Annotated in this window: 10 protein-coding genes and 1 pseudogene; 7 read left to right on the forward strand and 4 right to left on the reverse strand. The window is 56.6% G+C overall.

Features of this window, described 5'->3' with window-relative positions; genetic code table 11:
* The first annotated feature begins 8 nt into the window (after nt 1-8).
* Entirely contained in the window at nt 9-4208 is a 4200-nt protein-coding gene (locus FY206_RS06870) for an RHS repeat-associated core domain-containing protein (protein ID WP_032638675.1), read from the forward strand.
* Nucleotides 4209-4217: 9 nt separating this feature from the next.
* On the forward strand, nt 4218-4595 hold the full coding sequence (locus FY206_RS06875) for a hypothetical protein (protein ID WP_077064100.1): 378 nt from the start codon (nt 4218-4220) through the stop codon (nt 4593-4595).
* Between the two features lie 156 nt (nt 4596-4751).
* Here FY206_RS06875 and FY206_RS06880 read toward each other — a convergent pair whose 3' ends face one another.
* A complete protein-coding gene (locus tag FY206_RS06880; protein ID WP_032638679.1) occupies nt 4752-5171 on the reverse strand; it encodes a helix-turn-helix domain-containing protein in 420 nt (139 codons plus the stop codon).
* Nucleotides 5168-5478, reverse strand: a pseudogene (locus tag FY206_RS25540) (type II toxin-antitoxin system HigB family toxin). The gene FY206_RS06880 and the pseudogene FY206_RS25540 overlap by 4 nt, the downstream one beginning before the upstream one ends.
* A gap of 441 nt (nt 5479-5919) precedes the next feature.
* On the opposite strand from FY206_RS25540, the gene FY206_RS06890 reads away from it, so the two are divergent.
* Entirely contained in the window at nt 5920-7782 is a 1863-nt protein-coding gene (locus FY206_RS06890) for an ATP-dependent nuclease (protein ID WP_032638681.1), read from the forward strand.
* A 164-nt stretch (nt 7783-7946) separates the two neighbouring features.
* Here FY206_RS06890 and FY206_RS06895 read toward each other — a convergent pair whose 3' ends face one another.
* Nucleotides 7947-8402, reverse strand: coding sequence for a hypothetical protein (locus FY206_RS06895; RefSeq protein ID WP_032638683.1), 456 nt, complete (start codon nt 8400-8402; stop codon nt 7947-7949).
* Between the two features lie 229 nt (nt 8403-8631).
* Nucleotides 8632-9513, reverse strand: coding sequence for a LysR family transcriptional regulator (locus tag FY206_RS06900; RefSeq protein ID WP_032638685.1), 882 nt, complete (start codon nt 9511-9513; stop codon nt 8632-8634).
* Nucleotides 9514-9621: 108 nt separating this feature from the next.
* Between FY206_RS06900 and budA the strand changes: the two genes are divergently transcribed.
* From budA to FY206_RS06920, 4 genes are all read left to right on the forward strand, one after another.
* Nucleotides 9622-10398, forward strand: a complete 777-nt coding sequence (gene budA / locus FY206_RS06905; protein ID WP_032638687.1) for an acetolactate decarboxylase — start codon at nt 9622-9624, stop codon at nt 10396-10398.
* A gap of 58 nt (nt 10399-10456) precedes the next feature.
* Complete coding sequence (gene alsS / locus FY206_RS06910) at nt 10457-12091, forward strand: acetolactate synthase AlsS (protein ID WP_229267781.1); 1635 nt, start codon at nt 10457-10459, stop codon at nt 12089-12091.
* Nucleotides 12092-12111: 20 nt separating this feature from the next.
* Nucleotides 12112-12882 (forward strand): (S)-acetoin forming diacetyl reductase, encoded by a 771-nt coding sequence (locus FY206_RS06915; RefSeq protein ID WP_032638691.1) that lies wholly within the window; start codon nt 12112-12114, stop codon nt 12880-12882.
* A gap of 138 nt (nt 12883-13020) precedes the next feature.
* Nucleotides 13021-13494 carry a cold-shock protein gene (locus FY206_RS06920; RefSeq protein WP_032638692.1) on the forward strand — a complete coding sequence of 158 codons (474 nt, stop codon included), beginning with the start codon at nt 13021-13023 and terminating at the stop codon, nt 13492-13494.
* The last annotated feature ends 33 nt before the right edge of the window (nt 13495-13527 follow it).

Here is a 13527-nt window from a genome sequence, read left to right on the forward strand (position 1 = left end):
CCGTTGTTATGTTTGAAGCTGCACGCGTAGGTGATGATATCGGCCACTCCGGTGCGCTGGCCGGGATGATTGCCGGAACGATTGTCGGCGGCCTGATTGCCGCCGCCGGGGGCATCCTGGCGGGGGCAATGTTTATTGCCGGACTCGGCGCATCCTGCCTTGGCGTGGGCGTCCTGCTCGTCGGCGCGAGCCTGGCCGTGGGCTACTACACCGGGGAGCTGGCGACCGCCGCCCGCGACGGCATCGCGGACGCCGGGGCATCCAGCATGACGAAGAAAGGCGTCATCACCTCCGGCTCGCCCAACGTGTTTATCAACGGTAAACCCGCCGCCATGGCCACGGACAGCGCGGTGAAGTGCTCTGACGACGGCTCGCAGCAGATGGCCGAAGGCTCCTCGCGTGTTTCCATTAACGGCCTGCCTGCGGCCCGCATCGGGGATCGCACCACCTGCGACGCGAAGGTGATGACCGGTTCGGACAACGTCATTATCGGCGGCGATCCGCAGCAGACCCTGCCCATTCAGCCTGAAGTCCCCGAGTGGCTGTATAAAGTCTCCGACCTTACCCTGCTGTTCGCCGGGCTGATTGGCGGGTGGGGCGGTGCCGCCGGCAAAGTCGGGGCGCTCTCTAAGCTGCTGGGAAAAATCCCTGGTATCAACAAGCTGGCCCGTATCGCCTGCCGCGCCGGCACGCTGATGACCGGCGTGGCCGCCGCGGGGATCATCGCCCGCCCGGTGGATATCGTCAGCGGACAGAAGTTTCTCAGCGGGGATGATGAACTCGATTTCGTTCTGCCTTCCCGTCTTCCGGTGCGCTGGCAGCGCTACTGGCGCAGCGGCAACCCCGGCGACAGCGTGCTGGGCCGCGGCTGGAGCCTGTTCTGGGAAAGCCGCCTGGAGCCTTATCAGGACGGCCTGGCGTGGCGCGCGCCGTCCGGCGATTACGTCGCCTTCCCGAAGGTCCCAAAAGGGATGCGCACCTACTGTGAAAGCGAAAAGAACTGGCTTGAACATCACTCTGACGGCAGCTGGTCGGTGTATGATGTCAGCGGCGAGCGCTGGCACTATGCGCCGCTTAAGGATGATGCCCCGTCGCTGCTCCAGCGCATCTCTGAACCCTGCGGCAACGAGATCCTCTTCGAGTGGAATGCGGATAATACCCTGCATGCCCTGACCGACAGCGCGGGCCAGCGCGTGGTCTGCCGCTACGACCGCGACAGGCTCGTCGGCGCCTGGCTGGATGACGAGATCTGCCTGGTCAGTTACGCTTATGATGAACAGCGCCAGCTGGTCTGTGTGACCGGCCGGGGCGGTAGCGTGCGCCGACGCTTCCGCTGGCAGGACGGGCTGATGAGCGCCCATGAGGACGCCAACGGCCTGCTGAGCGAATACCGATGGCAGGAGATTGACGGCCTGCCGCGCGTGGTCGGCTTCCGCCACAGCGGCGGCGAACGGCTGACGTTCGAATACGATTTTGATAACGGCACCCGCCGCGCGACCCGCGAAGACGGCGCGCAGGCGCACTGGCTGGTGGACGACGACGACAACGTCGCGCGCTTCACGGATTACGACGGTCGCCAGACGACCTTTGTCTACCGCGACGGCGAGCTCTGCGACGTCATCCTGCCGGGCGGGGCGATGCGCCGCAGCGCGTGGGACAAATACGGCCGCATGACCAGCGAGACGGACCCGGCGGGCCGCCGCACGGAGTATCACTGGTATCGTCTGACCGACCGCATCACCCGCACGGTCTACCCGGACGGCACCTCATCGCAGGCCGTGTACGACCTTCGCGGTCGCCTGCTGTCGGAGACGGATCCGGCCGGTAATGCCACCGCGTATCGCTATCCCGACGATCTTGAAAACCTGCCGGAGAGCATTACCGACGCCATCGGCGGCGTGGTGCGCCTGGTCTGGAACCACCAGGGGCTGCTGACGCAGCGCACCGACTGCTCCGGCAGCGTGACCCGCTTCACCTACGACCGCTTCGGGCAGCTGATTGCCAGCGAGGATGCGGAAGGGAACATCACGCGCCGGGAGTGGGGCCGTGCCGGGCTGCTGAGCGCCGTGATCCACCCGGACGGCAGCCGCGAGTCGCTGGTGTGGAACGAACGCGGCCAGCTTACGGGCTGGCGCGACCCGCTGGAAAGCGAGGTGAGCTGGGCCTATAACGCGCTCGGCCTCCCGGTCAGCCTCACCGACCGTATTGGCCGCGTGCGCCAGTGGCGCTACGACCCGCGCGGTAACCTGCTGCGGCTCGATAACGGCAACGGGGCGGAATACCGCTTCACCTACGACGCCGTGGGCCGCCCGCTCAGCGAAACGCGCCCGGACGAGACCGTGCGCCATATGGAATGGGACGCGCGAGGGTTCCTCTGCGCGCTCGAAGAAAACGGCAGGCCTGCCGCCGACGGCGGCATCGCCCGTCGCGTCCAGCAGTTCAGCTATGACGACAGCGGGCTGCTGATCGGGCGCACTCAGCGCCACGCGGAGTACCGCTACTTCCGCGACCTGAGCGGCCAGATCGCCCGCATCCGCCGTACGCCGACGGCCGAAGGCGTTGCCCTGGGTATCGAAAGCGATGAGATCGCTTACCGCCACGACGCAGCCGGGCGCGTGCTGAGCGAGTCCGGCATTAACGGCGAGGTGTGCTACGAATGGGATGCCCTGAGCAACCTGACCGGCCTGACGCTGCCCGGCGAGCAAAAGCTGGCCTGGCTGCACTATGGCTCCGGCCACGTCAGCGCCATCCGCTTCGGGCAGCAGCTGGTGACCGAGTTCACCCGCGACCGCCTGCACCGCGAGGTGCGCCGCACCCAGGGCGCGCGCGAGCAGTTCCGTCAGTATGACAGCCTGGGCAGACGAACCCTGCAGCGCAGCGAGCTGAACACGGACGTGGCCCTGCCGGAGCAGACGCTACTGGAACGCCTGTATCGCTACACCGCGCGCGGCGAGCTTTCCGGCGTCAGCGACACCCTGCGAGGTGAGGTGGATTACGGCTACGACGCCGAAGGGCGTCTGCTGAAGCACTACGAGGCCCGCCAGGGGTACAGCCGCGCGCAGTTCAGCTATGACGCCGCGGATAATCTCGCCGCCAGTGACGATCCGGCACCGGTCACGGATAACCGCCTGCAGCACTGGCAGGCGCTGTTTATGAAGTACGACCACTGGGGCAACCTGGTCAGCCGCCGCAACGGGCTGTATGAACAGCATTATGCCTATGATGCCGAGAATCGGTTGGTATCCGCCCGCGGAACCGGGCCGGAAGGGCGGTTTAAGGCGAGTTATCACTACGACGCGCTGGGCCGCCGCACGCGCAAAACCGTCACCACGACGCACGGCACCACCGAGACCCGCTTCCTGTGGCAAGGCTATCGCCTGCTGCAGGAGCAGCAGGAGAGCAGGCTGTGCAGCACGTATATTTACGACCCGAATGAAGCCTGGGGCCCGCTGGCGCGGGTGGATCACCTTCATGACCAGAGCAGCGGTGAGATTTACTGGTTCAACACCGACCTGAACGGCGCGCCGCTGGAGGTGACCGACGAGCGCGGAGCGGTGCGCTGGAGCGGCCAGTACGGCAGCTTTGGCGAGGTGCGCCATCAGAGCGAAGGGTTCTCACGGGTTGTGAATCGCTCGGCAATGGCGCGCCAGCCGCTTCGCTATGCCGGGCAGTACGCTGACGGTGAAACGGGGCTGCACTATAACCTGTTCCGCTACTACGACCCGCAGGTCGGGCGGTTTATTGTGCAGGATCCGATTGGGCTGAATGGCGGGTGGAACCTTTATCAGTATGCGCCGAATCCGTTGGGGTGGATTGATCCGCTTGGGTTGTCATTTGGCACTGGCAAAGGCACTCATACCGCCCATGCAACGCTTTTTGACAGTGAGGGTAATGTCAAAGCTCAAGGTATTTGGCAGAGCGGTAACATGACTCCAGAGGAAAAAGCTTTAGGCTTCCCACAGAGTTCCCTGGCAACACACACGGAAGCAAGAATCACCAGAGAACTTGACCAAATAGCGTCGCCTGGGGATAAACTGGTAATCGATGGACAGTATCCACCGTGTACATCATGTCGTGGTAAGATGAACACCTTTAAATTGAATACTGGCGCAGATGTCGTCTACAACTGGCCTTCCGACACTGGTCAGATTAATGAATGGCAGGCTTCTGGTAAAAAATCAGCTAGGCGAAAAAACTGCTCAGGATGAGGATAGCGAATGCGTAATGTTAGAAAATTTGCTGCAACATACATCAATTGCACTGAAGAAGATGATGTTCTTACCATTGGGGTAGGAGATGACGACTATGATCCTAAAAACTTTATCATTATCGGACGATTCGATGAGGATGAGTTACCAGTTAATGAATGTATTGGATTCCAGAGTGAGTCAACGGAATATGAGTTAACAGACTCTATTCGTTCCGTTCAACTCACAGATGACAAACTTGTGATCGTGCTTAATGATGATGCCGCAAAAAAAATTGGCATCAGCGAATATCACGTGGTCATTCCTGCTGCAAAAGATTCTAAATCGCTTGCAAAGTATTTAAGGGAAATGTTTGATGGCAGTGATGTGCCGCTACAATTACCGTAAGGGTTTAGCCACTAAATGGCTATCTTAGCACCCGTTCTTTAAAATCATGCAGGCGAGCCATTTCGAGTAGAGTGCATATGTGTTGAGCCAACGTTTAACGGCGAATAGGATTGCTACGTCACTTTTTTCTTAATAAATAGAAATATGCCATCCTAATCATTTCCCCACAAATGCACTTACCGACACGCCAAAACGCTTCGCCAACGCTCGCATATGATCCAGCGTTAACGTGCGCTGTCCGTTGAGGATTCGACTCACCAGAGACTTCTTGCCTATTTCGTTTTCGAAATCGCTCTGAGTGAGTTGATACTGATCCATCAGCGTTCTCAGCAGCGCAACGCCTGACGGAATGCTGGCAACACGTGCGTTAAATTCTGCAAACTCCGGAGACTCGTTTTCATATTTATCGATTTTCGCAGTGAACATCTCTACCAGCGGGCTATCGGGGTCATGCTCAATCAGATATTCCACCAATCCCAGAGCATCCTCGTAATCTTGACGTGACGGGCTTGAACCCAGGAAAGGGAGCTCGCTTGTCAGATCGTTTGACGCTTTGATGGCTGCCGCATAGTTCATTCTTTCGTTCTCCGGTAGAGGTCCGTGAGCTTGTCATGCTCTGCGTGAGTGTTGAGATGTTTGATGAAGCTCATTCCACGCTCAAAATCAGCAAAAATATCATTCTTAAATGCCCGCCACCCACGTCAACGACCCATCATTTTTACCGGTATTTCATTCTGTCCAGGCTGGGGAAGCGCTTTCGCATATCGTCTGGTGACGGATAATGCTCCTTTTTTAGTACCCGCTAAAGATCGTCCAAGGCGAGTGCTTGATTGGGAAAGTGTCTGGTCGCTGTGTAGAAAGGCGCTCTTGAGACTACGTGCATCCATGCCCCTTGTTTCCAGGTTGGAAACATTTTGGATGGTGGTTGGTAAGTTTACAATGTGGAAACTGTTATGGGCTGCACTTTCCACATCCTAGTGATAACGGCGCTCAAGTATTGAGTGCGCATACTTTAAGAGGTAGTGATGAAAGATAAAAGTATGTGGAATGGCTCGGTTTTAGGTATTTGTTTGATTTGCGTAGCGTATTCAGGAATTGCTTGGTGAAAAGGATTGCTGTGGGTGATAGCTTTGCTTACAGAAGAATATGGGAGTGTGCAAGATGCGTCCGATTTGTGCCAGGAGCGGACTTCCTTTGCAAGGCTACCCCACCAAAATTTTAGTTACTTCCGATTATTATTAAAAATTTAGGGCATAAGGGATAACCTCTAATTAAAGCATGGAAACCCTTTTGCTGAAAATGTCATGCATAAGGAGTGATGTAAGTGAGTTTCCCTCTAGAATTGACAGCACAAATTGCTGGTCACAATGAAAACTTTATTCGTAAGGTCATCTTAAACAGAGGTCTTACAGTTCTACTCGGACCAAATGGTTCTGGAAAAACACATCTTTTGAGGGGGCTAAAGCAAAGTCTAAGTCAGCATACGAATGGAAAGCGTGTGCGCTTTCTATCTGCCGGGCGAATGGGTATGTTGGAGCAGTTTAGATCAGACTATGACGGGTATCGTGGAGGCTCACCACAGTACGACAACGCATCTTATGGTAGCAAGAGCGATGCTGTTCGTAGACATCAGATGGAAACTATTAATGGCGATTTCCAAACACTTGCTGAACGGACTGATATTTTAATTAAAATTCAGGAGAGGCTTCGGAAATTATTCAAGCGCGACATTCTTATTGAATGGGATGGTGGATCCCTAAAAATATTATTTTCGCGATTGGACATAGAAGCAAAATCATACTCGTCAGGCAGAGAAGCATCTGGATTGATGCATCTAGTTGGGATTTTAGCTGCACTTTATGATGATGATGTAGGGGCGCTTCTTCTAGATGAACCAGAGGTTTCCTTGCATCCTCAGTTACAGGCATTTCTTCTTCATGAAATCCTAAGTGTATCGGGCCATCCGTCTGAGGGAGGTAACAAAAAGATTGTTATCATCGCTACTCATTCAACAGAAATGCTTCAAATTCAGAAACCGGAAGATTTACTATCTCTTGTTTTCTGTTATGACCTGATTAGTGAGCCAGTGCAAATCCCAGCTGACGCTGGAGAGATCAAGAACAAAAAAGTACAAAACTTAATTGCTCGTCTCGGACAAGAGCATAAGTTATCATTGTTTTCTAAACAGCCTTTATTAGTTGAAGGTCCCTCTGATGTAATGATTTGCAGTGCGCTAGCAAACAAGCTGGATATACATCTTGAAGCTGCCGGATCACAGTTACTACCTGTGATTGGTAAAGGACAGATGCCAACCGTGGCAAAATTATTGCGTTTACTCGGCAAAAGCCCTGTTGCGTTGGCGGACGCTGATGGAATCGCTGATGGCCTTGATCTTGTAAACTCATACCTTAATGATAATCCCACCGCAGAAAGGCGAGCAAGTGAGCTAGGGTATCGATCCTCGCAACAAATGGTTAGTGCTATATTCGCAGATTTTTGCAAATTGGTAGATTCCCGATGGAATGAAATTTCTGCAACCGCCGAATTGCACCCGTATTGGGTGAACAAGAAAGCCGAGGAAGAGGCGCAAGCAAAGCGTCGCTCTGCTTTCTGTACACTTTTCATTATCGATGATAATGAATTAGAAAATTTAGCTAAGGATAATGAGTGGAGTAGTATAAAGACCCGTTTAAAAGTGCTACTTGACTTGCTGGAACAGTGTGGCCTATTTATTTTACGCAAAGGTTCAATAGAGTCTTACTACCAAAATTCAGATCCATTTACTTCAATTGGAAAGCCAAGTGCGGCTGTTGGTGAAATTGACTATATCAATCAGTTACCGCATGACGGTGTTAACACCGCATATGCAGATTTGATCCGCTGCATCCAGCATGCCTCGAGCACTGAAGTAATATGTGAGGCTGATGCACTGAGAGATCTTTTACTTTCAATTGTTGCCCCTGCACATGCCAGACTAAAGAGTGGTGAATCCTCAACAAACTTCAATATTTTGGCTCGTTCAATTTTGGGTGAGCGTTCTAAAATATTTGGCTTGGTTATTGAAGGTGAAAAACTTGTTATTTCAATCGAGAGTAACATTCTTAACGTTAAAGGTTTTCCCGTATCTATTGGTAAAGATGATGATGTGCTGAAATGTATCAATGCAGCCCTTGCCTCTAATCTTTAGCTAATTACTTAGCAGACCTGCGTGAAAAGCCCCCTCTAGTAGGTTATTCAATGTAGACGTCTGCTCCTCGCTATTAACGGACATTCAACAAACAACGTTGTACTTTGCGTAAGGCCGAACCCCTGCTTTTTACCCAGCAGAACCCCGGCCTTCCATCACCCGTCTCAGTGCGCCGCGATATACGGCTCCTTCACAAACTCCGCCAGCAGCCAGACCATATCGTGCAGCAACCCGGTGAGTTCTTTCGCCACGCGCGCAGGCAGTGTCCCGCCAATCACCGCCAGCGTTAACGCCACGGCATAATCCACCTGCAACGTCGTCTCCTGCCAGCAGTCTGGCACGCAGGAAACGATCTTTTCTCCTGCGATGAGCCTTTCAACCAGATGCGGGGGAAGTTCTGTATCGCAACATTCACGCAGGCGTTTAAGCAGTGCCAGCAAGCGCTCGCAAAGTATAGAAAACGTCACGGGATCGTCAGTTTCAACCAGCACGCTCACACAGGCGGCGCAGGTGTCAGCCAGTTCGAAGAGATCTGCGGAATCGCAAAGTTGAAGATCGATGAGGTGGTGAACAGCGCTTTCTTCAGAGAGCGCATAAGAAAACTCAGGGACAGTAGCCATTTAGCATCCTCTTTAAGTAAAAATGTCACGTTATGCTAACGGGTTCCTACGCCCGGTTACGGATGGGCCGCAACGCAGGCACTTTACGGCGGTGAAAAAAGGATGGAAAGGGGATAACCCTGAATTACATAAGGTTGCTTGCAGGTTTGCGAGGCGGCTTCCAGAAGGGCATTGCCGGGTGGTGGCTACGCCTTACCCGGCCTACAAAAACCACCAACCAAACCGGCCGCTACCCCTCGCTCATCATCGCCAGAAACCGCTTCACCGTCCGCGAGCGTTCAAAGCGCCGCCAGCAGAGCGCGATATCGGTATAAAGCTCCGGCGAGCTCAGCGCGTGGTAGGTGACATTCGGCGGAGAAATGGCCGCCATGGATTTCGGCACCAGCGCAAACCCGCCGCCGGCGGAAACCATGCTCAGGGAGGATGAAAGCTGTGACGACTGCAGCGCGTGCTGCACGTCGATCCCGGCCCGCTCGCAGCAGCCGTGAACCCGGTCGTACAGGCCGGGCGCGACCTCCTGCGGGAACAACACCACCGGCGTATCCCGAAGCTGCTCTAACGCCAGCGAATCGCACGCCGCCAGCGGATGATCGCGATGCAGCGCCACCACCATCGGCTCCCGGTCGAGGATGGTTAACTCGAACGCCTTGCTGCTCTCGCACGGCAGGCGCACGAAGGCGATATCCAGTTCACCCTCCGCCAGCATCGTCGTCAGCGAAGACATATTCGCTTCCACCTGATGAACCTGCACCGCCATGTTCTGCACCTGAAACTGACGGATCAGCGCGAAAATCTGAGGATGAAAAGCGTCGGAGCTGGTGATGCCAATCGACAGGCTGCCGTTCAGCCCGCGCGCGATGCCGCGGGCTTTCTCCAGCGCGGCGTCGCTCAGCGCCAGGATCTTACAGGCGTCCTCATAGAAGGCTTCTCCCGCCTCGGTCAGCTCCACGCCACGCGTCAGGCGCCTGAACAGCGGGGTGCCCACTTCCTCTTCGAGCCGTTTGATCTGCTGACTCAGAGGAGGCTGTGAAATACCCAGCGCTTTGGCCGCTTTGGTGAAGTGCCGCTCGCGTGCAACGGCGACAAAATACCGCAGATAACGAAGTTCCATATCTAAAACGTCTCAAACCAGCATGGTTTCTATATTGGAACTCTCTGCTGAATCGGGTCAACATTTATTTAACCTTTCTAAATAAAGTTGAAGAGGACAAGCACGATCATGCATTCATCTGCCTGCGACTGTGAGGCCAGCCTGTGCGAGACCCTGCGGGGGTTCTCCGCCCAGCATCCTGACAGCGTGATCTATCAAACATCGCTAATGAGCGCCCTGCTAAGCGGCGTGTACGAAGGCGAGACCACCATCGCCGATCTGCTGGCGCACGGTGATTTTGGTCTGGGCACCTTCAACGAGCTGGACGGCGAAATGATTGCCTTCAGCAGCCAGGTGTACCAGCTGCGCGCCGACGGCAGCGCCCGGGCCGCGAAGCCGGACCAGAAAACGCCGTTTGCGGTGATGACCTGGTTTCAGCCGCAGTACCGTAAAACCTTCGATGCGCCGATCAGCCGTCAGCAGATCCACGACGTTATCGATCAGCAGATCCCGTCCGATAACCTGTTCTGCGCGCTGCGTATCGACGGCAATTTCCGCCACGCCCACACCCGCACCGTACCGCGCCAGACGCCGCCGTACCGCGCGATGACCGACGTGCTGGACGACCAGCCGGTGTTCCGCTTCAACCAGCGCGAGGGCGTGCTGGTCGGGTTCCGCACGCCGCAGCACATGCAGGGCATCAACGTGGCCGGCTATCACGAGCATTTCATCACCGACGACCGTCAGGGCGGGGGACACCTGCTCGACTACCAGCTGGAGAGCGGCGTGCTCACCTTCGGTGAAATTCACAAGCTGATGATTGACCTGCCCGCCGACAGCGCGTTTTTACAGGCCAACCTTCACCCCAGCAATCTGGATGCCGCGATCCGTTCCGTCGAAAACTAACAGGAGAACTACCGTGAACAGTGAGAAACAGTCACGTCAGTGGGCGCACGGCGCCGATATGGTTGTCGGCCAGCTGGAAGCGCAGGGCGTGAAGCAGGTGTTCGGCATCCCGGGCGCGAAAATCGACAAGGTCTTTGACTCCCTGCTGGACTCCTCCATCGAAATTATTCCGGTGCGTCATGAGGCCAACGCGGCGTTTATGGCGGCCGCGGTAGGACGGTTGACCGGCAAAGCGGGGGTGGCGCTGGTGACCTCCGGTCCGGGCTGTTCCAACCTGATCACCGGCATTGCCACCGCCAACAGCGAGGGCGATCCGGTGGTGGCGCTGGGCGGGGCGGTCAAACGCGCCGATAAAGCGAAGCTGGTGCATCAGAGCATGGACACCGTCGCCATGTTCAGCCCGGTGACCAAATACGCCGTTGAGGTCAGCTCGCCGGACGCGATTGCCGAGGTGGTATCGAACGCGTTTCGCGCCGCCGAGCACGGCAGGCCGGGGGGCGCGTTCGTCAGCCTGCCGCAGGATATCGTTGACCAGCCCGCGACGGGGGCGATTTTGCCCGCCAGCGGCGCGGCGCGGATGGGCCCGGCACCCGAGTCAGCGATTAACGACGTGGCGAAGCTCGTCGAAAACGCCAAAAACCCGGTCATCTTGCTTGGCCTGATGGCCAGCCAGCCCGCGAACAGCGCCGCGCTGCGCACGCTGCTGGAGAAAAGCCGCATTCCGGTCACCAGCACCTATCAGGCCGCCGGGGCGGTGAACCAGGAGAACTTTACCCGCTTCGCCGGACGCGTCGGGCTGTTCAATAACCAGGCGGGCGACCGGCTGCTCCATCTGGCGGATCTGATTATCTGCATCGGCTACAGCCCGGTGGAATACGAGCCGTCCATGTGGAACAGCGGCGACGCCACGCTGGTGCACATTGACGTGCTGCCTGCCTATGAAGAGCGTAACTACGTGCCGGATCTCGAGCTGGTGGGGGACATCGCCGAAACGCTGAACCTGCTCGCTAACCGCATCGATCACAAGCTGGAGCTGAGCCAACGTGCTTCAGAGATCCTAGTCGATCGCCAGCATCAGCGCGATCTGCTCGATCGCCGCGGCGCCTCGCTCAACCAGTTTGCGCTGCACCCGCTGCGCATCGTGCGCGCCATGCAGGACATCGTGAATAGCGACGTGACGCTCACCGTGGATATGGGCAGCTTCCACATCTGGATCGCCCGCTACCTTTACAGCTTCCGCGCGCGTCAGGTGATGATCTCCAACGGCCAGCAGACCATGGGCGTCGCGCTGCCGTGGGCGATTGGCGCGTGGCTGGTCAATCCGGGCCGCAAGGTGGTGTCGGTCTCCGGTGACGGCGGCTTCCTGCAGTCGAGTATGGAGCTCGAAACCGCGGTACGCCTCAACGCCAACGTGCTGCACATCATCTGGGTGGATAACGGCTACAACATGGTTGCCATTCAGGAAGAGAAAAAATACCAGCGCCTTTCCGGCGTCGAGTTCGGCCCGGTCGATTTCAAAGCCTATGCCGACGCCTTCGGCGCGAAAGGCTTTGCCGTGGAGAGCGCCGAGGCGCTCGAACCGACGCTGCGCGCGGCGATGGATGTGGACGGGCCTGCCGTGGTGGCGATCCCCGTCGACTACAGCGATAACCCGCTGCTGATGGGCCAGCTCCATCTCAGCCAGATTTTGTGACTCAATATAAGGACAGAGAAATGCAAAAAGTTGCTCTCGTAACCGGCTCAGGCCAGGGGATTGGTAAAGCGATCGCGCTGCGTCTGGTGAAGGATGGCTTTGCCGTCGCCATCGCCGACTATAACGCGGAGACGGCCAGAGCCGTCGCCGATGAAATCATCCGCAACGGCGGCAAGGCCGTCGCCGTGAAGGTCGATGTCTCTGACCGCGAGCAGGTGTTTGCGGCGGTCGAGAAGGCCCGCACCGCGCTGGGCGGCTTTAACGTGATCGTGAACAACGCCGGGATCGCGCCGTCCACGCCGATCGAATCCATCACGCCGGAGATTGTCGACAAGGTCTACAACATTAACGTGAAAGGGGTGATCTGGGGCATTCAGGCCGCCATCGACGCGTTCCGCAAAGAGGGGCACGGCGGCAAAATCATCAACGCCTGCTCCCAGGCGGGCCACACCGGCAACCCGGAGCTGGCGGTGTACAGCTCCAGCAAGTTCGCGGTGCGCGGCTTAACCCAGACCGCCGCACGGGATCTCGCCCCGCTGGGGATCACCGTTAACGCCTACTGCCCGGGCATCGTCAAAACGCCGATGTGGGCGGAGATCGACCGTCAGGTTTCCGAGGCGGCGGGTAAACCGCTCGGCTACGGGACCGAAACTTTTGCCAAACGCATCACGCTTGGCCGCCTGTCCGAGCCGGAAGATGTCGCCGCCTGCGTTTCATACCTGGCGGGACCGGATTCCGACTACATGACCGGCCAGTCTCTGCTCATCGATGGTGGGATGGTGTTCAACTAAAAACTCAATACTAATAAGCTCTGACATGAGTTTTCCCCTGCACCCGTGCAGGGGCTTTTTTTTGTCTCCTCCGCCATTGTGCATTACACTGCGCGCTGCAAAACTTTAGTCATTACGATCTGACAGGCGGTAACAGCGATGAACGGTACAATCACAACGTGGTTTAAAGATAAAGGCTTTGGATTTATCAAAGATGAAAACGGCGACAACCGCTATTTTCACGTGATTAAGGTCGCGAACCCCGATCTGATTAAGAAAGATGCCGCGGTGACCTTCGAGCCGACCACCAACAACAAAGGCCTTTCCGCCTATGCGGTAAAGGTGATCCCCGAAAGCAAGCACCTCTATATTGCAGGCGAGCGCGTGAAGCTCACCTCGATTAAATCCTTCGTGGTGTTTACCGAAGAAGAACCGGTCGATACCAAAATCGACAAAGAGAACGCGGTGCTGTCGGTGGGGCTGCTGATGAACAGCATCAAGCCTAAATCTGACAAAAAGCCGGGCGAAATGCGCGCGGTGAAGAAGCTGGCGATCACCACCTTCCAGAACACGACGCTGATCTTCACCGAAGATGAGATCGACATTGATGCCACGGTGAAGCTGCTGAAGTGATTTTTTGCCGGGTGGCGGCTTCGCCTTACCCGG

It is taken from the genome of Enterobacter chengduensis (assembly GCF_001984825.2).
Lineage (GTDB): Bacteria > Pseudomonadota > Gammaproteobacteria > Enterobacterales > Enterobacteriaceae > Enterobacter > Enterobacter chengduensis.